The sequence below is a fragment of the Streptomyces sp. MA5143a genome (assembly GCF_900290235.1).
Classification (GTDB): domain Bacteria; phylum Actinomycetota; class Actinomycetes; order Streptomycetales; family Streptomycetaceae; genus Streptomyces.
This window is the reverse complement of sequence record NZ_OLMK01000096.1, coordinates 117,557-142,982: the sequence shown is the minus strand read 5'-3', so window position 1 is coordinate 142,982 and position 25,426 is coordinate 117,557. Positions and strand designations below refer to the sequence as shown.

At 64.8% G+C, this 25,426-nt stretch carries 17 protein-coding genes; 5 read left to right on the top strand and 12 right to left on the bottom strand.

All coding sequences use genetic code 11. The features are described from left to right. Window positions 1-2,857, bottom strand: a 2,857-nt coding sequence (locus SMA5143A_RS34640) for a CHAT domain-containing protein (RefSeq protein ID WP_181362148.1), incomplete at its 3' end; no start/stop codon positions are given. A gap of 177 nt (window positions 2,858-3,034) precedes the next feature. Here SMA5143A_RS34640 and SMA5143A_RS34635 point away from each other — a divergent pair. The 3 genes from SMA5143A_RS34635 to SMA5143A_RS34625 all read left to right on the top strand — a co-directional run bounded on the left by SMA5143A_RS34635 (window position 3,035) and on the right by SMA5143A_RS34625 (window position 9,461). Further along, on the top strand, window positions 3,035-4,105 hold the full coding sequence (locus tag SMA5143A_RS34635; protein WP_375136580.1) for a tyrosine-type recombinase/integrase: 1,071 nt from the start codon (window positions 3,035-3,037) through the stop codon (window positions 4,103-4,105). Between the two features lie 555 nt (window positions 4,106-4,660). After that, window positions 4,661-8,092 carry a serine/threonine-protein kinase gene (locus SMA5143A_RS34630; protein WP_258193898.1) on the top strand — a complete coding sequence of 1,144 codons (3,432 nt, stop codon included), beginning with the start codon at window positions 4,661-4,663 and terminating at the stop codon, window positions 8,090-8,092. Further along, window positions 8,079-9,461: a hypothetical protein gene (locus tag SMA5143A_RS34625; RefSeq protein ID WP_107466780.1), complete on the top strand. Its 1,383-nt coding sequence runs from the start codon at window positions 8,079-8,081 to the stop codon at window positions 9,459-9,461. The genes SMA5143A_RS34630 and SMA5143A_RS34625 overlap by 14 nt, the downstream gene beginning before the upstream one ends. A gap of 422 nt (window positions 9,462-9,883) precedes the next feature. On the opposite strand, the gene SMA5143A_RS34620 is transcribed toward SMA5143A_RS34625, so the two are convergent. The 11 genes from SMA5143A_RS34620 to SMA5143A_RS34575 form a co-directional block, all read right to left on the bottom strand. Further along, window positions 9,884-11,773, bottom strand: coding sequence for a UvrD-helicase domain-containing protein (locus SMA5143A_RS34620; RefSeq protein WP_107466779.1), 1,890 nt, complete (start codon window positions 11,771-11,773; stop codon window positions 9,884-9,886). Continuing rightward, on the bottom strand, window positions 11,770-13,950 hold the full coding sequence (locus SMA5143A_RS34615; RefSeq protein WP_107466778.1) for an ATP-dependent nuclease: 2,181 nt from the start codon (window positions 13,948-13,950) through the stop codon (window positions 11,770-11,772). The genes SMA5143A_RS34620 and SMA5143A_RS34615 overlap by 4 nt, the downstream gene beginning before the upstream one ends. A gap of 1,156 nt (window positions 13,951-15,106) precedes the next feature. Next, window positions 15,107-15,931: a PIN domain-containing protein gene (locus SMA5143A_RS34610; RefSeq protein WP_181362147.1), complete on the bottom strand. Its 825-nt coding sequence runs from the start codon at window positions 15,929-15,931 to the stop codon at window positions 15,107-15,109. Window positions 15,932-16,126: 195 nt separating this feature from the next. Beyond that, window positions 16,127-17,149, bottom strand: a complete 1,023-nt coding sequence (locus SMA5143A_RS34605; protein WP_107466776.1) for a thiopeptide-type bacteriocin biosynthesis protein — start codon at window positions 17,147-17,149, stop codon at window positions 16,127-16,129. A gap of 23 nt (window positions 17,150-17,172) precedes the next feature. Next, complete coding sequence (locus tag SMA5143A_RS34600; protein WP_107466775.1) at window positions 17,173-18,321, bottom strand: lanthionine synthetase LanC family protein; 1,149 nt, start codon at window positions 18,319-18,321, stop codon at window positions 17,173-17,175. Then, complete coding sequence (locus SMA5143A_RS34595; RefSeq protein WP_107466774.1) at window positions 18,318-21,347, bottom strand: lantibiotic dehydratase; 3,030 nt, start codon at window positions 21,345-21,347, stop codon at window positions 18,318-18,320. The genes SMA5143A_RS34600 and SMA5143A_RS34595 overlap by 4 nt, the downstream gene beginning before the upstream one ends. Window positions 21,348-21,449: 102 nt before the next feature. Then, on the bottom strand, window positions 21,450-21,644 hold the full coding sequence (locus SMA5143A_RS34590) for an FxLD family lanthipeptide (protein ID WP_107466773.1): 195 nt from the start codon (window positions 21,642-21,644) through the stop codon (window positions 21,450-21,452). Between the two features lie 70 nt (window positions 21,645-21,714). Continuing rightward, the gene (fxlM, locus tag SMA5143A_RS34585; RefSeq protein WP_107466772.1) at window positions 21,715-22,962 is read right to left on the bottom strand and encodes a methyltransferase, FxLD system; all 1,248 of its coding nucleotides are present in this window, start codon (window positions 22,960-22,962) and stop codon (window positions 21,715-21,717) included. A 20-nt stretch (window positions 22,963-22,982) separates the two neighbouring features. After that, window positions 22,983-23,153: a hypothetical protein gene (locus tag SMA5143A_RS43210; RefSeq protein ID WP_181362146.1), complete on the bottom strand. Its 171-nt coding sequence runs from the start codon at window positions 23,151-23,153 to the stop codon at window positions 22,983-22,985. Window positions 23,154-23,280: 127 nt separating this feature from the next. Further along, on the bottom strand, window positions 23,281-23,574 hold the full coding sequence (locus SMA5143A_RS34580) for a hypothetical protein (protein ID WP_107466771.1): 294 nt from the start codon (window positions 23,572-23,574) through the stop codon (window positions 23,281-23,283). Window positions 23,575-23,955: 381 nt separating this feature from the next. Continuing rightward, on the bottom strand, window positions 23,956-24,324 hold the full coding sequence (locus SMA5143A_RS34575; protein WP_107466770.1) for a hypothetical protein: 369 nt from the start codon (window positions 24,322-24,324) through the stop codon (window positions 23,956-23,958). 198 nt (window positions 24,325-24,522) lie between these two features. Here SMA5143A_RS34575 and SMA5143A_RS34570 point away from each other — a divergent pair, with 198 nt between their 5' ends. Both SMA5143A_RS34570 and SMA5143A_RS34565 read left to right on the top strand, forming a co-directional pair. Next, window positions 24,523-24,942: a hypothetical protein gene (locus tag SMA5143A_RS34570; RefSeq protein ID WP_099970899.1), complete on the top strand. Its 420-nt coding sequence runs from the start codon at window positions 24,523-24,525 to the stop codon at window positions 24,940-24,942. Then, window positions 24,902-25,426: a DUF6879 family protein gene (locus SMA5143A_RS34565; protein WP_107466769.1), complete on the top strand. Its 525-nt coding sequence runs from the start codon at window positions 24,902-24,904 to the stop codon at window positions 25,424-25,426. The genes SMA5143A_RS34570 and SMA5143A_RS34565 overlap by 41 nt, the downstream gene beginning before the upstream one ends.

Genomic DNA, 25,426 nt, shown 5'->3' with positions numbered 1-25,426 from the left:
GGGCGACCATGCCGAGCTGGTGGTAGGCGGTGGCGAGATGGGCGCGTTGCTGGGGTGTCGTGGGCTGCTGCTGCAGGGCGTTGAGGATGGCGCGGTAGGTGCGGTTGGCTTGGTCCAACTGGCCGGCATGCGCTTGTCGGTTGGCTTGGGAGCCGGTCAGGAGCAGCCACAGGTTCCCGGCCGGAGTGCCCAGGCTGGGTGGGCTGCCGTCGGCGGTTTCCAGGATCAGTCGCGCGCGGTCGATCCAGGCACGCGCTTCATCCACCAGTCCCCGCGCGTCCCAGTAGGTGTCCAGTGGTTGGGCGATGGCCTGGGCTTGGGGCCACAGGCTGTGGTCGAGGGCGTGGCCGAGCATGCTGCCCAGCGTGCGCTGCTGGAAGTGGATCAATGCCATGGCGAGCTGGGCATCACCGCTGTTTAGCTGTTGCAGGAGCCAGTCGCCGAGAACCGCATGGGCGTCAAGGAGGGCGCGGGTGGCGGTGGTGTGCTGGTCGCGGTAGGTATCGGGGGCATGGGTGCGCCAGTGAGCGGCGAGATAGGCGGGCAGAGCGGGGTGGATGCGATACATGCCCGCCCCCAGCGGGGTGAGCAGTCCCACCCCTGCCGCCCGGTCCAGCAGGCTTGTCCACTCTGAGTTTGAGAGGCCGCGGAACTTTTCGGGGATCTCCGGGCTCGTCGAAAAGAAGGCCAGGACGTCGGCGTCGGCGATGCCGTGAAGGAGACTGAGGGCGACCAGCGCGTGCTGGTCGGTGAGGGGCAGGTGGGTGAAGGAGTAGGTGATGCTGGCGGCGAGGGAGGTGGTTCGCTCGCCGGTGTCGGCATCGGGCAGTGCGGTCGTGCCCTGAAGGCCGGCCAGCAGGTCCTGGGGGCTGGTGGTGTTCAGGTGGGGGAGGATGATGCGCATGCTGAGCGGGTGGCCGTCTAGCCACTGCATCAGTTCCCCGAAGGCTTTGGGCTCCCGGCGTGGCTGGGCGTCGGGGTAGGGGGTCAGGATGTGGTCGGTGTACTGGCTGGCTTCCTCGGTGTCCAGGCCGGGCACCTCCACCCGGCGCACCTGGGGGCCGAGCCAGGTTTCCGGGGTACGGCTGGTGATGATGACCGAGCTGGTGCCGTGGACTGCGATGCGGGTCAGGAAGTCGCGCAGCTGGTTGCGGTCCGTCTCGGGCAGGGGCGGGGTGGCCCGGGTGTGGTCGGGCATGGTGTGCACCGATTCGAAGTTGTCCCACACCAGCAGAAGCCGACGTTCACCCAGAATCTGTTCCACCACAGCCTGGCGTTCGTCCGAGTCGAGGAGGGCGAACTGGGTGCCGAACAGGCGCAGCCCAATGCTGGTGATCACGCCATCCAGGCCGAAGGATGCAACGCCGGGTTCGAAGGAGTGCCAGATGACCCCGTCCGGTTGGTCCAGGGCGCCGGTGTCGCGCCACCACCGGCCGAACGCCTTGGCCAACTCGGTCTTGCCCGTCCCGCCGGGCCCGTGCAACACCACCACACGCTGCAGCCGTGCCGCCACGTCGAGTGTGTAGAGCAGGGCGTCACGGCCGATGAACTCCCCCACCGCCTCCAACGCCTGTTCCGGGCTCGTCTCGTCCCTCGGGGGGCGTTCGCGGATCCGGTCCAGCATCTCCTCCAGGGACCGGCCGGCCGGTCGCTCGGTGCGCAGGCCGGGAAAGTGGACCTCGCTGCGCGCATACAACACCGGCACCACCCAGTCGGCCAGCGGCATCATGCCCTTCGGTGAGGGCCGCAGGTCCTGCTGGGCCAGGCGGCGCCGCCCGGCGGCCACCGCTTCACTCACCCGGTCCCCGGCGAACAGCCGCTCGTAGAAGGCCGTCATGAACTCCGCGGCGGCCACCGCATATACGCTATAGGCCATGGCCACCACCGCCGCGGTGCCCTCCTGCAGCAGCCGCGTCGCCACCGCCGCCTCGACCTGCGATCCCACCGCCGCCGACTGGCACGCATTGAGCACCACCACCGGCACCCGCGCCTGCTTGAGCATCCGCGCCACCTCATCCGCGGGCACCAGATCCGGTCCACCCTCCGGCTTCTCGAACGCCAGCATCCCCTGCGGCCCCGGCCCCCGGAACATCACCGGCCGCCCCGCCCCAGCCGCCCCGCCCGCCGGAATGGACGGCTGGCCGAAGACTCCGTGCCCGTCGAAGTGCACGATCTGGAACGGCTCACCCGCCTGCCGCGCATAGGTCAGCACCTCGTGGAGGTGTTCCAGGGTCGGCGGGCGCAACACCACCAGCTCCACCCGCCCGCGCACCGCTGCCAGACGCTCCAGCAAGGGGCGGGCAATCATCTGATAACCAACGTCCCGTGTGCCACGCGGCCGGGAGATCACCATCAGCACTCGCAGCCGCGACCCCCCGACCGTAAAGACCTCACCCAGATCCGCCGTCGGCATGGTGCGCGAGACAGCCACCCGCGCATCCAGCGCCAGCGGTGTCGGCCGCCCCGGGTCCCGCATCAGCTCCCACGGCCACCCCAACGCCTGCGCCGCGCCCGACACCACCACCAGCTCCATACCGCTGCCCCGGGACTCGGCCCGCGTCCGCGCCCGCAGATAGGCATCCCGCGCCGGCCCCGCACCGAACACCGCCGAAAAGACCTGCTCACCCCACCCCGGTAATTCGGCGGCCACTTGCAGTCCCCGCTCGCCGTACACCCCGAACGGCGCCCGAAGATACTCCTCCAGATACCAGCGCAACTCCTCCAGTACCGGCCCGTCCAACGGCTGGTCCAATGCGACCGGCTCTCCCACCCGACTGGGAATTAGCTCACCCGCCGGCCATGACTGAACCGTCACCCGGCCGCCCTCCGCCACCTCCAGCAGCAAACGCTCCGTCACGAACCCACCCCGCCCCGCGTCACCACGAACCATCGCACCAGACCGTAACCACACAGCCACCCCACCGACAGCAAAACACCCGAACCAGCACAACCCATATTGAGGAACCGTGCATGCCGTGTTCGATGTCCTCGGGCCCGGACGAACACCGCTTCAGGAGTTGATCTACGCTCCCCCCTGGATGCCGTCGCCGCCGACTGGTGGGACAGACGGACAGAGGTGCTGGTGTGCGCCGCCGTCCGCTGTCGTCGATGTCAGCCGTGGATGTCAGATCGCCCCTCGATGCGAACTAACCGGGCCTACGCCGACAAGTGGGTCGACGAGCGGGAGCTTGCACCGCTCACCCGCGACCTCTACCGCTACCTCCTCGACAAGCATCTGTTCGCCTTCGCCGAGTCGGACTTGGACGAGATCACCGCTCCGCGTGTCCGCGAGTGGCGGGCCGATCGGCTGCGGACCACGAACGCCAAGACGATGACGGCCAAGGCGTACCGGCTCCTCAAGGCCATCATGGAAACGGCCGTGGACGACGAGCTGATCACCCGCAATCCGTGCCGGATCAAGGGCGCGGGGAAGGAGAAGGCGGCTGAGCGGCGCATCGCGACCGTTGCCCAGGTCGATGCCCTCGCCGAAGCGGTCGGGATGCGGTGGCGGCTCATGGTCTACCTCGGCGCGTACGGTCCGATGCGGCCGGAGGAGCTGGCCGGCCTCCGCCGTCGAGACGTCGACCTCGACAACCTGCGCGTCCGCGTGCGTCTCGCCGAGCCCGAGCGGATGAACGGGCGGCGCGTCCAGGGCGACACCAAGTCGGAGGCGGGCACTCGGACTGTGATTCTTCCCGCGTTCCTTCGCCGGGAGCTCCGCTGGCATCTGGAGAGCTACGCCGAGCCGGGCCTGGACGGGCTGATCTTCGTCGGAGAGAAGGGGGCTCCGTTTCGGCGTAGCACCTTCGGGCGGAAGTGGCGGCGGGCACGGGAGATCGTCGGGATGCCCGAGGGCTTCCGGTTCTACGACCTGCGGCACACCGGGCACACGCTGTCCATGCGCTCCGGTGCCACGCTCAAAGACACCATGGTGCGTGCCGGGCAGTCCTCGGAGAAGGCGGCGCTGATCTATCAGCACTCCGACGACGAGCGGCAAGAAGAGGTCGCCGCCGGGCTGGACGCCACCGTACGGAAGGCGCGGGCCGCTGCCAGGGAGAAAGAGCCCGACAGGCGTTCTGGCACGAATCTGGCACGCGACGAGTGATCGCAGAGGACAGCAAAACGGCCCAGGTCTTTGACCTGGGCCTTAGTCGTGGAGCGGGTGACGAGAATCGAACTCGCGCTCTCAGCTTGGGAAGCGACGGCGCTTGGGGAGCCGAGCCCCCTCTCACCTGGTCTTGTATGCAGTGGTGCGACACCCGAGGCTGGAGGAGCGCACCGTTGTTGACCGTGGTTTACCGGTCTTAAGGGCACGCTATGGGCACGCCGTCGTCACGAAACGACAGGCGGTGCCCCTGGCTAGCCGGGGGAGCGACCCGGAACTGCTGGCTGAATGTCGCCCAGATAGGCCGTTGCACGAGCACATCGTGTAGGAATCGGCGGCGACTGAACTACCCGGGGCGTAGATGGTTCGAAGTGCCGCCCGCAACGCGGCCTGCTCGGAGCGTGCACTGCCGAGGCAGAGATCAGGAGGCGGGAGTCGTCTCCCGTGCTGTGTTCAAGAGTCGATATGCCCCAGACCCTGACTGCATGTCACCCTGAGCTGGCAGGATGACGATGGGGGCGAGCAGCGCCCGGAGCCGCTGTACGAGGGGTGTGTGTGGCAGCCAAGAAAGTGATCAATGGTCGTTTCATGCTGCTGGGGGACGAACTGCGAACCGGCGGGCTGTCTGAAGTCCGCAAGGCTTTCGACATGTCCGATCCGGTCGGCGCCTTCGCAGCGATCAAGCTGCTACGGCAGGAAGAAGACGATGCGGTCCTGGAGACCTTTCTAGGGCGGGAGACCCAGTCGCTGAAGCAGTTGGAGCATCCCAACATCGTGCGGATGCTCGACTCAGGATGGGACAGTGACCTCGGGCGCTACTTCATCGCGCTGGAATGGGTCGACCGTAGCCTCAAAGACGATCTTGCAGAGCGTCGCCCCACAAGCTGGGAGTCGTTCTTCGACCAGACTGGTAGACCCCTGATCGAAGCCCTATCCTATGCCCACGGCCTAGAGATCGAGCACCGGGATCTTAAACCCAGCAATGTGCTGCTCACTCAAGACGGCACTCCAAAACTCGCTGACTTTGGCATCGCCAAGATTCGTTCCAAGGTGAATGGTGCTTCTGATGCGACGGTTGCTGAATTCCGCTCCAGCCCCTACTCCCCGCCGGAGCGTGACGATCTGGTGCCGTACACGCGAGACGTGTTCGGTTTCGGTGTCCTGACGTTGCAGATCCTTTCGGGTGGGAAGGCTAGCGACTATCCCCACCTTGAGGAGGTCTTGGAGGAACTGGATCTCGCACCGGAGATTCGCGCAGTCCTCGCCCGCTGCGTCGACTTTGACCCGCGGAAGCGTCCTGCGAACGCTGCTGTGCTTGAGCAGCAGCTTCTGGAAGCAGACGTAATCTGCGGCAACAGGAAGGCCCGGCACAGCAGCTACTTTTGGCTACAACTTACCCGCGGAGCAGCAGCGAGTATCACCGATGTGCCCCGGGGAGACGATCCGGACATGGAACGGGCCAGGAACATCATCTTGGCCGACCTGGGCGGAACCGTTCACGTCGACTACAGCTTCAACACGCAGACCAAGGAAACCGATGTCAACACGATCTGTGTGGCTGGCAGCGAATGGTACGTACGCATCAAGCAGGACGGGACCCGGCGTGAGCGCGCGGTAGTTATGTCGGCTGTGGCCAAGGGGGAGGAGTGGCTGGCGCGCTGGCGCAAGCACGCCCTGAAACTCCCTCCCGTGCTCAACTGGACGTTCCGGGATCCTGGAGAGGAAGCCGCATACCAGGGTTGGGACCTTCTCTTGGGCCGCCTGGATAAGCACAAGGCCGACAAGGAACAGGCAGCACATGAGCAGGACGTGCAGCGCCTGGGCGATTTGTTCGACGGCTGGGGCCGCCTGCTCGATGCGCGTGAGGAGATCGCCGTACAGGGGCGGGAGCATCTGGAGTACGAACGCATCATTGAGGCGGGCCGCACCACGGTCTTTCACCTCACCACCCCCATAAGCACATCGCTGGTGGGAGAGGAATGGTCGGCGGCATCCTACGGGCAGGGTAGGCCCGTGGCGCGAGGCGAGGTGACTGCTCAGACCGAGCAGACGGTGACACTACGTTTCCGTCGGGCGGGCACCCGGGTGCCCGCCCGAGGCGTGCTCCTGCCGTTCCAAGGTCCGAGCCAAATTGCTCTGATCCGGCAGCGAGACGCACTTGCGGCCGTGTCGACAGGGCAGAGCACGAACCGCCTGCTGCGCGACATCATCAACGCGCCCTCGGCGATTGCCACCGACCCTCCGGCTGAGATCACCCAGTGGTTCCGCACCGACCTGGATGACAGCAAACGGGACGTCGTCCGACATGCGGTGAGTGGCCAGGACTTGGTGCTGGTTGAAGGGCCGCCTGGCACTGGCAAGACAACAGTCATCGCGGAGATCGTCGAACAAACGCTCGCGCGCACGCCCGAGGCACGCATCCTCATTGTGAGCCAGACGCACATCGCTATCGACAACGCCCTGCGACGCATCGCGGATGCTGGCGTCACAGACATCGTCCGGCTCGGTCGACCCGATGATCCACGCGTCGCAGAAGGCGCACAGCACCTGCTCCTGAACCGGCAGATTACGCGGTGGACTCGTAAGGTCAGGAAACTAGCTGAGAAGTTCCTTGACGACGTCGCGGCACGCAGCAGCCTGGAAGCCCGACATCTCAAGGCCGCACTTCATCTTGAAGAGTTGGCAGCAGTGGCAGCGGATCTCGACCATGTACAAGCACGCCTGAATGAAATGTCTAGACAGCCCGCTCCCGAACGGACAAGTTCGGCCCGTGAGCTCGCTGAGGAGGCCCTGTCATTCCAAGCTCGGCACGACCAACTGCTTGAGCGTCGCCGCGAACTGTTTAGCGACGTCCAGCAGAGTTTGGAAGGTGACCTGACCCTAAGAGAAAACCTCACTGCTAAGGACGCCCGGGACGCCGTTGAAGCCCTTTTCCCTCAGAAAGCCGGCCGCACCATGCTGGACCTGTTGCGACTCCAGGGCGAGTGGCTGCAGCGTATGGACACCGACTCCAACCTGCTGACCGCTTACCTCAAAACTCGTCAGGTCGTTGGTGGCACGGCGCTGGGCTTCCTCGGGCATCCCGCTGCCAGGAACCTCGAATTCGACGTATGCATCTTTGACGAAGCAAGCAAGGCCACTGCGACGGAGTCGCTCGTGCCTCTTGCCCGTGCTCGCAAGTGGATTCTTGTAGGCGATACTCGCCAGCTTCCCCCACTTGACGAGGACATCCTGCGTGATCAGAAGATCATGGACGATCACCAGTTGATTCCGGAACTGGTGACAACGACTTTGTTCGCCTATCTGGAGAGGCACACGCAGCACCCCGTTAAGCACATGCTGCGAGAGCAGTACCGCATGACCCCGGCTATTGGGAACATGATCTCCACAGTTTTCTATGGCGGGGATCTACGCTCACCAAATGCCTCGGTCCTTGAGGGGTACGAGAAGTTCGGGAAGCCAGTCCTGTGGCTCGACACCTCCAGAATCCCCGGTCGTCGTGAGGCAGACCGTACCGGAGCCGAGACCAGCATCTCCAACCGTGTAGAAACCCACATCGTCCGCGATCGGCTGACCCTCATCGACCGTGCCGTCACGCAAGGGGTAATCAAACCCTCCGGCGAAGGCTCTCTGGAAGTTCTCGTCATCGCGCCATACGGACGCCAGGTCGAAGAACTGCGTCGTCGCCTGGCCACTGTCACGTTCCAGCACCTCAACGTCGATGTCCTGTCAGTCGACGCAGTCCAGGGGCGCGAATGCGACCTGGCCGTCTTCTCGGTCACCCGTAGCAACGACCGAGGTGACTTCGGGTTCCTCAGTAAGCCCTACTGGAGGCGGATCAATGTAGCGCTCTCCCGTGCCCGCTACGGCCTCACTGTGATTGGTGATGCCACATTCTCACGGAGCAAGCCCGGTGCCCTCCGAGATGTCCTGGACTACATCACCAGCCACCTTGGGGACTGTGAGGTACGCGATGCCCACGTTTAGCCACGACAGTTTGTTGGCCGCTCGCTTTCACAGCGCTCGTGCGGGCCTGGAACTGACGGCCATTATCGACGCCGCGCTGCCCGTCACCCGCATCAGCGCCGATGTTCTCGCCCAGGACCGTAAGCACATTCCCCTGCTCGATGAATTTGTCCTGCGCCTCGTGAACACGGACCTCCGCACGGATGGCGCTATTACCGGCTTCCTAGGGCTGCCCTCCAGCATGGTCACCGACACTATCGCTGATCACTTCCGAAGAGACCTCTTGGTGTACGGGCCCCCGGACAGTGTCGATGGTGTACGACGACTCAAATTGACCCCTCGTGGTGAGCAGCAAGAACGCGAGCTCTCGTCAATCACTCCTGTCCGAGTCAACGAACCACTCATCTTCGACCGGTTGCTGTGGAAGGTAAGTTCCTTCGATCGTCGCGTGATCATTCCCCGCCGGCAGGCCCAGGAGCAGAACATGCTGCTCCTGCCCACAGCCCAGCGCAGACCGGTCGAGATGAGCGACCTCACCCTCGCGGCGATCAACGCCCAGCTGCGAGAACGCGGCATGATCGACCGCGAAGTGCTGCAGGTCAGGCAGATCAGCGAATCGCAAGCCCCCAGCGTCCTGCCCGCGAAGATCCTCGTTTATGCCGATGCCGACCGCACCGACATTCAGCTCGGCGTTGTCATTGACGGCGAGTTGAGCCCGGACCACGAACTCGCCCTTTACAACCACGGCGGTGCGAAGGCTCTCGGCATCCAAGTCGAGGCCCCCGCCGAGCGGCCTCCACTCGATCCTGACCTGGAACGTGCCCGCATCCCCCTGGCTGAGGTCACCAAACAGCGCGCGCAACAGGCCGCGGACCAGCTTGCTGCGGTCGCTCCCAAAGAGCCGTCTGACGAGCTGCCGCGCAACGAGATCCGGGCCATCGGCGTCTTCGAACACCCGGACCTTCTCGAAGAAGCCCTCACACAGGCGCGCAGGCGGATCCTTCTCATTGCTCCCTGGATCAAGCGCGACATCGTGAACACGAGCTTTATCAGCAAACTTGAGAACCGTCTGCGCCGTGGAGTCAGCGTTCACATTGCATACGGCTACACACCCAACGACCCAAAAAATGATCGGGACGCCGTACGCAAGCTCGAGAACCTCGCCAGCCGTTTTAAAGAGAAGTTCACCTTCACGCGTGTTAAATCCACCCACGCCAAGGTTCTCGTTTACGACGATGTATGGGTCACTACCAGTTTCAACTGGCTCTCTTTCGCGGGGGACCGTGATCGTACGTACCGTATGGAAGAGGGCACCCTTGTCCGAGGGCGGGAGAAATCCGATGAGCAGTACCGGCGTTACCTGGATCTGATTGCCCAGGAGAGTGAGTAAGAGAGGCGTCCCGAACGAGCTTGTGGCCTGGTTGATGCTCGGCCACCATGACGAGGGGGCTGTAGCGTGCCGTGGATACGGCAGTAATAGCGGCTACGCCACTCGTTGAGGTCCGGGTACAGCTGCGCCCGGACCAACGCTAGCACCCTCGTCGAACGCACCACGCGCTGCGTCGAGCTTCTCCGCCTGCCTGACGGACGGGGAAGCCGAGCACATCCGCGACGCGCCCTCGTGCACACTGTTTCGCTTGTTCTCCGCGCTCGCGTAAGTCGGTCACCCCGGCTAGGGCGGCACCCTCCGCTGGACGCCGGCGGCCTTGGACAGGGGAGATCATCACCGCCCTCGTACAGGACAGAGAGAACGCCCCAGCCTGTACCAATGAAACCTATCGCGGATCTTGCCGAAGCGGTTTCGTAGGTGCGTCAAAGCAGAGCAAGGTCAGCCTCTGTGAGAACCTTCCCCGCAGCGGTGATCCCGGACCGCTCGATCGCCAACTTGGCCGTCACTATGTCGCCCGCGAAAAGAACAACGGCGAGTGAATCGACCGCGCGCGACACGCACACGTAGAGAAGCCGCCGCGTGCGTTCCAAGACAGAATCCTTTCCGGTAGCCAAGTTCTTCTTATCGGCATCAGAAAGATCCTTGATCCCGAACAGTTTTTCGTAGGAGTAAAGGCCCCAATCCCCCTCTTCGTCGTCCAGTACCACGATAACCTTGGGAAACTCTGCACCCTTCGTTCCGTGTTGTGTGGAGTAGGGTGAGTGTTGTCCGATGTATTTGAAGTAGGCGGGTAGCTCGCCTATGTCGCAAGCAGTGAATGCATCCAGAACCTCCACAGTCTCCGATGACAGCACGATATCCGCGTGCTCACCCTCTGGCTCCAGGTATGCGGAGAGCCGCGGATCCGCAGCAACGAGACCGGTTTTGACAGCCGTCCTCAAGACAGTGCCCACAGAGCCCAGTCCAGCGGTTTCTACGCTCTTTCGGAGGCGCCCTACGGCCTCGCGCGCGAGCATCATCCTCGTCCTGATGTCTGGGCCCGGCGTTTCCATATCGAGCACAGCACTGTGCTCACGGAGAACGGCTATCACCGACGGCGAGTCAATGGTGTCAGCCGCGCATATGGGGAGGATCACGTCTTCAAACGGTCGGAGTGGCCAAGCGTTGCCCTCGTCAAACGTCGCCTTCAAGCTCTTCGAGCCACTGTCATGGAATGCAGCGTAGAGCTGCTCGAAACCCATGCGCCTGGCCACCATCCGGTGCACGATCATGAGGATCTTTGCGTTCTCGTCGTAATCAGTCGAGTCCGCAGCCCAACTGCCGGCGTTGCTGTGCTGCTCCAGCCAGAGCCTTACGCGCTCCAAGTGCTCACTCCGCCGATCATCCGATGGCAGGACGAAGAAGAAGAACTCACCCTCCACTCGCTTGTCTACCGGGCGACCAGGCACCTGGACCAGACCATCGGCCTCGGAGCGCACTCGGTTGATCACTTCGAGGACTTTGTTCGAGCTGCGGAAGTTTTCGGGCTTCTCAATCTGGTCCCAGCCTGGCTCCCGAGAAATCGCCCCCATTCCCCGCTGGTAGATCTGCTGCATGGGGTCACCAAAGAAGCCCAGGCAGACGGCGCCTTGCGCCTGGGTGCTGACATGCTTGAGAGCCTCAACGACGTTTGGGAAGGTGTCCTGGCTCTCGTCAACGAAAATGTACGGGAATTTGTTGGCGACGACCCGTGCAAAAAGACTGCTGCCGAGAATCAGCTCGGGAACCATGGTGACGATATCTTCGTGACCCAACACTCCCTTTACGTAGTCGCTTCCGGTTCCATACGAGTAGTGTTCTACCTCATTGAGGAGTTTGCGCTGGGTGTGGAGCTTCTCGAGATCGGAAGAGTCTTTCTCGATAGTCGTCTTACGCGTCCGCGACGAGTAACTTTCCTGTTTCTCTATGAGCTCCTGGACCTTTTTATCTACACGACGCTGGACCCACTTCGCAATATCCCTCTGGAAGGGCTTGACCAGGGACCATAGGAAGCTGTGGATGGTTGACACTGCAACGAGCGGGCTGTTACCCACATCCGAGTGGATTTCTTTGGCTGCTACCTCGGTGTAGGTGATGCAAGCTACGTTCTGTGTCCGGGATCTGAGGCGGGTACCGTGCCGAGTCACCACATGATTAAGTGCTTTTACCAATGAGGTCGTCTTGCCGGAACCGGCGCCAGCCACCATGACAAAGCATTTAAGGTGATCTCCGTCCAGGAGACTGCGCAGTTCAATATCGGCGGGCGTGTCTGGCGCGGAGGCGCGCGAACTCATTCGTCCCCTCCAGGCTCTGGCGAGGGCACGGGCATCACAGACGCGGCAGGTGAAGGTAGCAATTGGTCACAGAGCCATCCCAACCCGTCAAGAATGTACTTGGGAGCCTTCCACGTATTATCCTGCTCGGCGATTAGGCCCAATGCGAATCTGGTCTTGTCAAGATTTCGAACTCGCGTAAAGATCGCCTCATGTAGAGCTTGAAGTGTCAGGCCGCCCGATGCCGGAATGGAAAGGCCGAGGGTTTTTCTCGACTGCTCTTGAGTCCAGGCCAGGTTTTCGAGGGCGAAGGCTTCCTCGAGTGTCCGGCCGGCGAGCTCAGATACGTCGGCGCCCCATCTAGCGGGGCGACGGGTCTGGTAAGCGATCCGGATGTTTCTGTCATGATCTCCGTCACCCTTGACAACCTTTTCGCTGTCCGGAAGGTTGAGCAATTCGTCAATCAAAGGGAATTTCGGGAACCAGTGCTTGAGTGCCTCGTTAGAGGTGACAGCGGCTGACTCGGTTGTCCTGCATGCTTTGCCTCTCTCGGAGTCTTCCTTTTCCGCATTCTTATCCTGGGGCGGCTTGACGCTATCCAGGTCAGTGATGACGAGTGTCGTTATTTCTAGGAAGTCGAGCAACTCTTGGAACTTGTGAGCGAATGCGCCGCCGACTTCAAGAATAGTGAGATGGCATTTCTGCAAGTCGGGGAAATTGCGTTCGATGATGAGTGGCAGCAGCAAGCGCTCGACATTCCCCTCAACCAAGACGGCAGCGTCCGCGAAGAAGAGGTCGCAGTGAGTGAGCTTCAGGTACTGCTGGAGGAAATCGCGTGTCGCTTCTTCTTCTTTGTGGTAGAAGACCGAAAGGTTCTTAACGTCACTGTAATGCAGAGAGTCAGTCACCTTGTCTCGGCAGAAGTATCGGATCGGTTGAAAGCTCCGTTCGTACAAGATGTGCGACGAGTGAGTGGTAACAACTAGCTGTGTATGGAATCCCGGCTTGGCGCCGGGTAGCAATTCGAATACCTTGCGAATGAACACCTGCTGGAGCTGGGCATGCAGATGGGCCTCTGGTTCCTCGATCATGATGAGGTGTACAGGCGGACGCTGACCTTCGACGTCTTCCCAGGCGTGGTGGAAGTCCAGGATCTCAATCGCCATGTAAATGAGGTTCTTGAAGCCAAGACCGTTGTATTGATCAGGTAGGATCGGCGATGACTCTGAGAAGGGGGTGCCGTGGATTGAGGGAAGTGCGTAGTGGACGCGGGCGCTCGTACTCAGGACGTTCTGCACATTGAACGAAGCCCTAACCATGAGGCTGGGATTGGTAGTGCCCGGGTAGCCCAGATGCTCGATGCTCTTGAGGATGGACTCGAAGGCTTGAGCGAAGTGTTCGTTGAGGGCAGATTCGGAGTCGGCGATAGCGCTCAGAGCACCTAGATCCGCCTCGAATTTTTGCAGGTTGCGCTGGTAGTATTTACTTAGCCTCCGAGACAAGTCCTCGGCGCGGCCATGCGACTCGGAGTCCGTGAGGTGCCGCTGTGCATTGAGAAAGTCAACCTTGATGAGCGCGCTGACTATCGCACCGGCGCCGGAAGAATTCGAACCTAGATGGAAGGGCTCGTACCCGGGGTTGGGGACAAGGTCGGCGTCACACTGCCGGGCGTCGAGAACGTAGTAGTTGGTCTCGTACTCGTTTGTCAGTCGTTTTCTCAGGTAGTCGGTGAGGTTTTGAGGCCACGGCTTGTAAGTGGCCTCAGATTTTTCCTCGGATAGATTCCATTCCTTGCGTGCGCCATGGTAGTTCGCCACCAATGAAGAGGGATTTCTCGGCTCGTAGACCATGCGTACGCCTACGGGTTCCCCGTTCCAGTCAAGTCCTGGTAGCAGGTCGAGCACGCGGTGCACATTGTCGTCGTCTACCTCAAACCAGAGGTCGAAGTAGATCTTGGGTAGATCCGTCTCCGCGCTACTAGTTGTGGGGTCGAACCTGTTGAATTTATCCCAACAGTCGGCGGTGAAGTCGTAGATCTGGAAGCGGACTTTGGGATCCAAGAAACGCTGGAATACATGCGTCGCAGAGGTCTTGCCGCTGTTGTTCGCTCCGACGAAGATCGTTGTCTCTTTATCGAGGTCTACCCTGACATTCTTGAGACGGCGAAAATTCTGCACTCGAAACGACTTAATGTGCACCGGGACCTCTGTATTTCTTAAATCGGTTGGGCTGCATTTTACGGCGCTGTACACTTTGCTGATCGCAGTGGCTGCATCGAGCAGATTCGGCAGATTCCCTCAAGGGCCTGGCATCCTACGTTCGCAGTGTGCGTCGGCGCGCAATGGCGGTTTCCAATGTGGCCCTGTGTGCAACCCGCAATGTGGATCACCGACTGCTGCCTGCTTTATTCGATCGAATGTTCGAAAGGTTCGTTGTGTGGGAATGCTGTGTCCTCGTGGTCGACGAGGCGACTCGCCTGGTCCGACTTCCTGGTCTCCTTATCAGCGGGGCTACTCAGGCTATCTGATTGGTGGTCAGTGTGACTGCCGATTCCTGGGTTTAACATTGCCTGGCAGGGCGCTTATGGTTACGCGATGGTCTCCAATTGGTGGTGCGAGGCTGGATGACGATCTTTCCGGCCGACTGCATGGGCGAGTCGACTTGGTCCTGGAGCGATGGCGGTGAGTGTCCGAGTCGCTGAGCGTCGGACAGCAGTTTCGAATCAAGATGGGATCTTCACTCGCCCTAACTTGATCTTGCTTGGCCGCCGGTCCTCGGCTTGCGTGGCGGGGTCGTGCGAGGGCTCGCGTATGTCGCCTGGACCGTTGTGTCGATGCCCGGATTGGTCTCACGTACCTGAGGCGATCTCTTGACGCAACATCCGCCCTTACACCCGACGCCCCAGGGCGTCGTCCGCCTCCAGCTCGGTCCGCCCTGCCATCACGTCCCGCCTTCGAACGACCGCGCATGGTTCGCGACCCGCTTCGGCGGGCTCGACGACGCACGTTCGTGGGCACTGCAGGAGCAACGGCTACTACGTCCGCCCTCATGCTCGTCGGCTCAGTGCTCCGGTTGCCGTTGTAGCTGGTGGAGGGGCGGCCTGTTACTCGTGCTCGTTGTGCTGGCGCTCCTGAGCGGCGGCGGAACGGGCTCGCAGGCGCACCCAGCAGGCTGCCGACGGTGCATGCGAGCTCCCACGTCGCACGCCGTAACAGATTCCCCTACAAGCGCGTGTGGTCCTGCATGGACCAGGTGCAGGGCCATGCTCTTGCGGCTGATCGACTCGGTGGGACTGGCTGGCTATCCCCTATTCCACCCGCCGCGCTGAGATGATGTCTCGTCAATCCGGGGACGTCATGTGCCGCTCATGGCTGTGCCTGGCTTGCGATGGTTCTCGGGCAGTCGCAGGGTTCTCAGGGCCATGTGCGCGGCGCGCAGCCGCATATTCGTATCGTCGGTCAGCACCCGGGTGCCGGCATCTGGGAGCAGCTGGTCGAGGTCGGCCGCACATGTGAGGATGCGCAGGTCCGCGTCTACCCCAGACGGGTGCGGCAGCTGATCGAGGCTGACCTCCAAGGTGGCGTGCTTGGTGAGCTCCACGGGGGTGCCGGGGACGACACCAGTGAGCTTCCGGTCGAGGTAGCGGATCGCAGTGGCGGCGCGTTTGGCCAACAGCCCGTCGCCGTACTTCTGCCGGTCGAGCTCCTCGATCACGACCAGGGGCACTACCAAGCGAGCGAGCGGCGCGACGATTCCCTCGTCCTTGAAGAGCTGCTGCCAGTTGATGGTGTGCGGCTGGTCCCACCAGTTGAGGATGTTGGTGTCCAGGACCACCGGTGCCCCAGGGTGCTCGGCGTACTGCTTGAGCTTCTCGAGCTCCGCCTCGGCCCGCTCTAGCGCCTCGATCTGCGTGCGCAGCTCGCGGTAGACGACACGGTTTGCCTCCGGGCCGATCCCGGCGATCGGAAACAGGTGCCAGTACGTGGGGGAGAGCAAGGCGTCAGCCAGGCTGGGCTCGGCGAAGACGGCCAAGTGTGGCAGAGCCTGGTCGATGGCGACCGCATACGTCTGCCAGGCCGACTCGTAACGCTGGCCAGACTGGGCGTTCATCAACAGGTTGAGGGCCTCGCGCAGCGCGGCCTGGGCACGCTCCAGGGAAACCCCTGGCTTCAGTCTCATGGCCAGAGACGATAGCGGCACGGTGCGAGGGATCACGTCTCGTTTTGCCGCGGCGGAGTGCACAATTAGCGGCCTGCTCGCTGGCATCGCAAGTGAGTTGAACCGGCGCCGAGCTGCTCGGTGCTCCCAGTCGTCTGGTGCTGTGACCGCATAGGCTCGCCGGGGCAAGGCTGCATTTCGGAGAGGGCGTCCGCCTCAGCAGATGCCCTTGGACGAGGGCGACCAATGCCAGTCTGTCACCAAGTCCCCGAGGATCGTCTCTCGTGCGGCTCGCGCCCAGATGCCTTGCTGGCGGGGGGTGAAGCCCATGCGGTTCCAGTGGAAGAGGATGTGCCGGGCCAGGATGCCGCGTGTTCCGAGGTGGAGCCGCCCGTCGCGCCCAGCGCGGCCGATTAGCCGACCGGTGTGCTCCATACCGGAGGACCATCCGGCGATGGGGAAGAGTGGGCCGCTGGCCGAGAGAGCAGTGGTGGCGTCGGTCGTCAGGAGTTTGTGCATTGCGGGGGTCATCGTGGTCACGCGATCGAGCGGGACATCATCGGGCAGGGGGCGCGCTGCCTCAACGCAGGCCCAGACGTCGCCTTGCTCGCTCCATTCTTGTCCTGCGGCGCGGAGGAAGAGGCTGATGAGGAGGAGGGAGGTGGTCTTGGAGTCGAGGAGGTTGCTTTCGTCCCCGTGTGGGTGGTGCAGGTAGTCGAGGATGCCGAGGCTGTCGGTGTGGAACAGGTCGTGGGCAATGCTCATGCCGTCCGGGCCGCCGAAGGCGGTGGTCTCCGGTTCGTAATGTGACGGCCACCAGCGGCTGACGCCGCCTCCCGATACTGCGGTGTCTAGGAGTGCAGCGATGTTCTTCGACATCTTGTCCGCGGTCGATCGCGGACCGGGGACGGCGCGGAAGCGCCAGCACGGGTGTTTGCGGATGAACCACCAACTACCGATTACCCCGCTGTCTGTCGCCCGTCGTAAGGGCGCTAGCAGGTAGGTATGAAAGGCGCGTTCGGCGGTCGAATAGTCGGGGAACTCGATGTTCGCCTGGAACCAGTCGGACGATTCGACCCCGGTGCTGAGCGCGGCTCGCCCGGCGTCGCGGTATCGCTCGGTGGCTTCGGCGAGAGATGCAGAAGATGTCTGTGCCTGGCCGGCGGCTTCCGCGAGCGGGGTGCCGGTGAGGACGGCCAGGACGGCCCGCTCGATGGTGCTGCTGTCGGTCAGTTCCATCCAGATCCTTTCGGTGGCAACGGTCAGATGAGGAGAAGGCACGCGTCCCAGTCGCTGGTGGGGAGGGCACCTTCTTGGATGTTCTGGAAGGCAAGGGTTGCCCCGACGGAGCCGTTGAGGAAGCCGGTCTCGGTTGGAGGCCCGGTGGTGGCGAAGCGTTCGGTTAGCTGTGGCAGGTGGTGGACGAAGGCTCGTGGTTCGTCGGCGTCCTGGGTGATGCGCTGTACGACGCGGAGTAGGCCGCCGAGGCCGTGGCACAGGCCGCGGCTGGTGAGTTGGTCGAGCTGGGTGGGGTCGGCCAGGCAGTAGAGGAGTGCTCGTTCGGCCATGCGTTTGCGGTCGGGGTCGTTCAGGGCGAGGGCGGCGAGTTGGTGGGCGCGGGCCAGGCCGGGGGTGCCGTAGCACCAAGAGGGGGCGGCTAGGTGTGGGGGCACGGTGGTGGCGCCGGTGATCCAGCGTGGCCAGCGGGTGCCTCGGTGGTCGTTCACGCGTATCTGGTCCAGCCAGTGGCAGATCCGCAGCATCGCCTTCTCGTGGCCGGGCACGGTGATGCCGCGGAGTTTCGCGAGTGCGAGGAGGGCGAGCGGGCCGGTGATGCCGTGGGCGAGGCCGGCGTTGGCGTGGCCGTCGAGGGTGGGAGCAGTGAGGTTGACGGGGCTGTGGCTCACCCACCAGCCCAGGCGGGGTCGCCCGTCGGCGGTGGCGAGTGGCTCGGTCAGGCGCACCAGGTATTCCAGTACGCCCTTCAGTTCGTCGCCCTCGGGGGCGCGGCGTAGGAGGAGGGCGCCGAGGCCGGTCAGGCCGCGCAGGAGGTCGTACTCGGCGAAGGTGGTCGGCTCGCTACGGTCGATGCGGGCGTGAGCTGCTGCCAGTCGGCGTCGGGTGTGAGCGGCGAGGATCCGGTCGAGGGTCTGCAGGGCGCCGAAGTACCGGTTGCTGCCGTCGGCGGTCCAGTGCAGCACGTACGCCATCGCGGGTGCGCCGAGGAAAAGGCCCGTTTCGTCGCTGTCCAACAGGGCGCCGACGGCGGAGAGTTGCCGGTGGGCGGTCTGCCAGGATCCGGTGCCCTGGCGGGCGCGTTCGACGTGGAGCAGGGCGATGCCGAGGGAGCCTTGGGCGAGGGACTGCCGGTGGGTGGCGTCCGTGTCCAGGGCGGGTGGAGCGGTGGTCACCGCAGGGCTCCTTCTTGTCTCGCGGTCCAGGAAAGGGCGGCGGCGCGGGCCAGGCGGCGGCAGATGGCTTCGCTGTCGGGTGCGACGCCGGCGGCCCGGTTGTGGTGCATGTGCAGGAGGGACGGCAGAACCGCGGCGGGGTCGGCACCGTGCGCTTCGAGAGCCTGGCGGTAGGCAGTCAGGGCAGCGCGACGTGTGGCCCACGTCGCAACGAGGTGCTCACCGTTGGGCAAGATCCGCAGGGCGGTGCGGTCGGGGCCTGGGGCAGAGAAGCGGACGGCGGCGGAGAGTACGTCTCGGGTGGTGGCTTCGCCGTCGTTCTTCAGGAGGTTCGTCGTGAGCCATGCCTGTCCGTCCGCTGGGGAGCCGAGGAAGGCGTCGGCGATGTCGACGAAGCTGCTGGCGGTGACGGCGGGCCGGAGGCTGTCGGGGATGGGGAGGGCAATCTGTGCGAGGGCGGCGGCGGAGTCTGCGGCGAAGACCTGTTCGGCTGCGGTGAGGGCGGGACCAGTGCCGTAGCGGCCAGTCTCCGGCTCGTCGGTGTCCCACTGGACACGTTGGAGCAGGCCATCCGCGCGCAGCTCACCTGCCCAGGCGGCGACGTGCTGTGCCACCTCACCGAAGGCGTTCGGGTCCGGGAGGCGGAGTCGCAGCCGGAGGTGGCTGTCGGGGTCGTTGTAACGGGTGAACCACCACGTCGGTGCGTCGGCGTCCCGGTCGTGGAGGAGGCGCGGGAGGTGCGCGGTCAGGAGCTCGGGTGCGCGGTCGGCGTTGCCGTACAGCTTCAGGTAGGCCCACTCGCCGGCGCCGGGCAGGCGGCTGGAGTCATGTCGGACGACGGTTGCCGTGCGGTTGATCGGTGCAGGGGAAGGCGGTTGGTCGGAAGCGAAGGACACGGTGAATTCGTGGGCGCGGCCGACCCAGCCGAACGCCGTCTCGTCGGGCGCTTCGTGCACGGTCACGGTTCCGTGGCGGTCCAGTTCTGCGCGCAGGAGTTGCCGGTGGGCGCTGATGTCGAGGTCGAGGCGGAGCCGTTGGTCGTTGCCGCCGACGTACACGGTGCGGGGTACGCCGTAGCGGATGCGCCAGTCGGTGAAGTGGAACATCCAGGCGCGACTGTCATCGCCGAGGTCGCGTGCGTTCAGCCGCCAGCAGGCGGCGGACAGGATGGTGCGGCCGACGCGGACTTCGGGCAGGAACGGCAGCCGGGCCGCTGCGCCCCAGGCGAAGGGGGTGAGGATGGCGGTGTGGGAGCGGTGCAGTTCGGTGACGAAGCGGACGAGGGGGTGGGTGGCGCTGCTGAGTTCCACGGCGTTCATGACCGAGGGCTCGATGAGCTGCCCGGTGGGGATGGAGACCAGGTAGAGGTGTTGGGAGTCGGCGACGACCCCGAGGTCGTCCAGGTCGATAGTGGCGTCCGGGTTGTGCTCGCCGACCGAGAGGACGTGCGGGACGACGGCTGGGGCGCGGCCGACGTTGCGGGTCGGGATACGCAGAGGCGAGCTGGACATCTGCCCGCGTACGGCTCCGGTGGCCAGCGTTGGCAGGGCGGCGTACTCGGCGGACATCCGGTCGCGGTCCGACTGGTCCAGCATCGTCAGGAAACGGCCCGTGGTGGTGCCGGCCGCGAGGGACAGACCGGCGGTCACCAGGTTGAACCGGCCGTGCTCCAGGTCCTCCAGTGAGGGGGACAGCACGGTGAAGCACAGTTCGACGTGCGCGGGCACCTGCGTGGGTTCCCCGAGTGACATGGCCTCGATGTCCTCATCGGTGAGGACGACTTCGCGCCGATCGTTCAGGGCCGCAGACTGGGCGAGAGCGAGGAGGTGTTCGTCGCGGTGGGTCGTGGCCAGCACCGGCCGCTTCAGGACCGTGCCGCGGTAGCCGACGGGGAAGCCGAGGCCGGTGTCCGGGTCGGTGAGGTCGCGCAGGGGGACGATCGCGCCCATGCTGTAGCGCTCCAGGAACCGCGTCCGGTAGTCCTGCCACGCCGGAGAGCCGTTCGGGTACGGCGAGATGCGGGAGATGACCTCCAGGGCACGCTCCGCTTCCCGCGTTACCGCTGTCGGCAGGACGATGTCGCAGTCGGGGCGCACGTTCACGACCAGGGTGCGTGCGGTGGTGCCTCCGGTGAGGGTGTTCATCCGCGCAGCCGCCTGGACGCGCAGGGCCTGCTGCTCACCCTGGACAGCGATGTCGTCGTGCAGAGTGAGCAGCTGGTGGATCTTTCGCAGCTCCGCGGCCGTCGCCGCCCCACCTGATGCGGCGGCGGCCCCCGTGGCGTCCAGCTGCGCGATGACATGCCCGAGCGCGTCGTCGCACGTCATGGGGGCGTGGAGGCTCGTCAGCAGGACCCGATGGGCGACGAGGCTGGACACCATGTCCTCGATCACCGCAGGCGGCGTATCCGGGTAGTCGCCGTGGAGTTTGCCCACCAGGTCGCCGACCATGATCGGCGTACGGGCCAAGGTCAGCACCGCTTCCACGGCTCGGGTCCGGCGCAGAGTGGTGTCGGTAGGGCCATGCGTGCCGGACTGGTGCGGCACTGCCACCCGACTGCCTCGTACCGTGCAGGTCGGATCTGCCACCACGGGCAGGCGCCGCAACACCTCCCGGTTGCCTTCCAAGGCGGTGATGGCGGCGTTCAACAACTCGGCATCGGCCCGGGCGAAAGCACGGTGCTCCTTCCCCCACGTCACCCGAGCCGTACCGCCGATCCTCACGGGGGCAGGGCCGGCGAACAGCCCGAACGGTGTGGCGCGGTGCTGCATCCGCAGCAGGTAGCGGGCGAGCGAGGCCACGATGCGCCGGACGGTGCGCGGCCGTTGCCGCTCTCCGTCGAGCACGTCGCGGATGGCAGCGGCGAGGAGCGGCCCGGCGAACTCGATAGCGGCAGCCCGGGTGTCGTCCGCCCAGACCTGGGCGATCCAGTCGCGTCGGCGTTCGACGTCGGCGAGGGCTTCCCCATCCAGGTCGGGCCAAGGAGGAAGCGTCGCCGCCAGCGGGAAGACTGACGCGCGGATCATGCCCGCATCGATTGCGCGGTACACCCCTGTGCCTCCTTCTTCGTCCTTCGTCACGGTGGTGCGCGGGCCGGGCGGGTCAGATTCCGCCCGGCCCCCGGTGGGTCAGCCGCCGATGCAGGTGCTGTTGGTGCAGGCGGACTGGCAGGTGGAGGTGCAGTTGTCGCTGGTGTCGTTCAGCAGCGAGCCGATGACCGGGGCGGAGGCGAGGGTCTCGATGTCGAGGTCGAAGTCCGACCCGGCGGTGGTGCTGTAGTCGGTCGCGGCCTTCAGCGTTGTGGCGGGGTTCTGCGGTGCCATCACGTACTCCTCACAGGAAAGGGCGGGTGGGATGTGCTGTGCCGGCCTGGCCGTGGCGCCGCCGACGGCGTCACGGCCAGGTGATCGTGACCCGGGTGTGGGGCCGGTCGACGAGCCGGCCTGCGGGAAGCTGGTCGTCTGGCGTACCCGCCGGGTGGACCTCGATGTGCGCACGCTGGGCCCGGTGGTCGCCGTGCCAGACCTGGATCTCCTCCACCAGGCGGTCCGCGACCTTCTGTCCCTGCGGGCCGTGGCCGATCGCCCCGAGTTCGTACCGGTCCGGGTCGTCGGTGGGGCGCGCGGTGCGGTAGGCGAAGCTGTCACCGTCCACCAGCGTGGGGACGCCGATCGGCGACGCGGAGGCGACCAGTCCACGCTCTCGTGCGCCGATCTTGGCCGCCATCAGGGGAAGGTTGTCGAGGGCGGTGGTCAGCCACAGGTCCAGGTGCTCGGTGGACTCGTCACCGGCCACGGTGACGCCTGACCACGCCTCGACACGGGGCATACCCAGGGCCACCCGCAGGGCCGCGGCGTCGGGATCGGGATGGCCGTCGAGGCGGAGGGCGATCTCCTCCTCTTCCACGTCGTGGAGCACTGCCAGGCGTACGCGGTTCTCCCCGACGCCTTGCATCGGGACGAACCCGCACAGCTCGAACCCGTCACTGACGAGCCGCTCCCTGTCGCGGACGAACGCCACCGTGCGGGTCATGCCACGCATCCGCAGCGGCACCACGAGCCGACCGCCCTCCTTCAGCTGGTGGACCCAGGCGGGTGGGATGTCGGCGGCCTGCACGGTGACGACGATGCGGTCGTACGGCGCGTGGCCGGGCACGCCGTGCTCGCCGTCGGCTGTGATCACGGTGACGATCCGGTCGTAGCCGGTCGCCTTGAGGAACTCCTCCGCACGCCGGGTGACGTCGCGGTCGATGTCCATCGTGACGACGTGGCCCCGCTCGCCCACCATCTCGGCGAGGTAGGCCGCGTTCACCCCGCCGGAGCCGATCTCCAGGACGCTCATCCCCGGCCGGATGTCCGCTTGCTCGATCTGCATGGCCTGGATGCGCGGGGCGGACACCGAGCTGATGTTCACACCCGTCGGGTCCGTCTTCGTGATGGCCGCGAACTCAGCCTCGTACGTCTTGGCCATCTCCACTTCAGGGGTGGCCAGGTGCCGGGGGACCGAGCGGAACGCGGCCACGACGCGGGCACTGCGCGCGGCGCCCAGTTCGATCAGCTGCTCCACCATCGCGTCACGCAACTGCTGTTCGGATTCGGGGGCGTTGTGCTGCTCGGCCGTCGGGGCGGGAGTGTCATTCACGGGCCTTCTCCTTCTCGGCACTACGTCGTCTTCTTGAACTGGGCCAGCCTGTCTGCGGTGTTGCCAGCCAGGTCAGCGGCGAGTTCGCGCACGTCAAGGGGAAGGCCCTCGTCCTTACTGGCGTTGATTCCGGCACCGACGGCGCCGATCAGGTCGAACAACGTGTCGTCGTCTGGTTCCTCGGTTGCCAAGGTGGCTCTCTCTTCTCGTGGTGGCGCGGCCCGCTCCCGCTGTGACCTGTCCTTCTGAGGTCGGGGATACCTCCAGCTCGAACAGCGGGAGCGGGGTTGAAGGCCCGCCCAGGACGCGGCCGTTCTCCTACGCGACGTGGGCGGGCGGTCTGTTGAGTGGCACCTTGGTGGGCCACTGGCTGAGGGGGATGGGCTGTGCGGGAGCCGGGGCATTCCGCTGGCGGGCGGCGCGCTCGCTCATCGTCCAGTGGAGCTGTTCGAGCCTGAAGACGCACCACTGGCAGGCGCAGAGGGGAAGCACCGTGCCCGCCACCGTGATCTCGCCGACCTCGGCCACGGGGACGTTCGTCTGCTCGCACCTGAAGCAGTTGCCGGTCGCCCAGTCGAAGCGGCTCCACAACTCTCCTGGCCTCACCCCCATGGCGTGCCTCCTCCCGGGAGATGGGGCATCGGGTTACCGCCGACGAGGGGCAGAAAGGCGACGGGGCGTGCATGCCATACGAAGGTGCACGGCCCCGCTGCGAGCGGCAGTGTGAAATCCACACCCTGTTGAAGAGCTGAGACGGCGTCCCGCCAGCTCTGGGCACGTCGGTCCACGAGGAGGTCGATGGAGACCGGCTCAGCGGCCGAGGCGATGACGCGGACTTGAATGCGTGCCCATCGGACAGCCGAGGCGGCGGTCGGCTGCGCGGCACAGCTGATGCGCCGCCCGTCCGCGAGATGCCATTCACACCAGAACCCGGACTCAGGCTCGCGGACGGCGCGTGCCGGCGGGGGAGAGAGATGAAGGAGCACGGGGTGATCAGGGCGCATGGCCGCCTGCCTCCGGGCAGACCCACAGCAGCCGACGGGTAAGACTGGCGACGTCGCGCATATAGAAGAAGGCGCTGAAGGCCGGCGTCTCCTTCGTAGGACGCGCTGACAGCTCCAGCAGCTTGTTCGCCCGGCTGACCAGACTCCTGATGTCGGGGTCCTCGTCCGCGCCCAGGTCCACGCCGAGAAGCCGGTTCAGCTGCTCGATGACGGCCGTGGTCCTGATGTCGATGCTCTCGCGGGTGGAGGTGCCCAGCTTCATCCTCAGGGCGGCGTCGGTGCTGTCCGCGATCAGCTCCGTGTCGATGGGCTGTTTGTCGACGGCTGGAGCCTTGCGTCTGTCCGTCACGGTGCTCACCACGCATCTCCCCTCGGTACCGCAACCTGCGGCGACTGCCTCGGTTGCTCGGGTTCGGAGACGAACGTAGAGCGGCCGTCACCCAAGTCCCAAGGAGATTGCGCGAGTTTGCAGCAAGCGGATTGACGGCCCACAACCGCCCGTCGACCATCGTCATGTCGCGCAAACCCAAGCAAGGCAGCAGACAGGAGAACGGCCATGAAGCTACGGTTCCTTGGTAAGAACTCCACGGTCGGCGACTGCCCGACCCTGTACGCCACAGACCGGGACACCTACCTCGTCCAGGGCTGGAAGATCTTCGCGAACGACCTGCTGATGCAGCTTGAGATCCCGGAGGGGGAGACGGCGGTGGAGGTGCCCACAGAGCTGTTCGAGCACCTCACCAAGGACGGCCTGGCGGCCGGGGAGATCAGGCGCGTCGAGGATCCGATCATGATCCTGACGCCGAGCGGTACGTTCGTCGTCCAGGGCCGCGAGGTGACCGACCCCGAGGCGCTGGCCCAGATGGAGATTCCGGATTACGAGACCGTGGTCGAGGTCCCCAAGGCCGCGATCACCGCCCTACTGGAGGAACCGCGTGGAGCTGATCTCCAGCGCCAAGCGCAACCAGCTCTTTGAGAGCTTCGCGCAGGACGCATTCCATCTGGAGCTGAGGGACGACTACTCCGTCCCCGACGAGGACAGCCCGTTCACGAGCTGGCTCAGCGGCGAGACCGTCGACTACTCCTACATGGACCCCTGGACGCGGCTCATCAGGCGCGTCACGGGTGAAGGGAAAACCGTCCGACGCGTCCGAGTGGTCACCGAGCCGCACACTCCCTACATCCAGTGGGAGCACGCCACCACCGCTCTGAACGAGGAGGCCGGCGAGGAGATCCGCTGGCTGCCCCGGCACCGCCTGCCGGAGGGCATCATCTTCCCCGTGGGAGGCAACGACTGGTGGCTGTACGACGACCGCCTGCTCGCCGTGGGCCACTTCGCCCCCGACGGCAGGGTGCTCGGGTCAGAACTGATCGAGGACCCCGACACCGTGGCCGAGTGCGTACGCCTACGGGACCTGCTGTGGTCCGCCGCCACCCCGCACCCCGAGTACAAGCCCTGA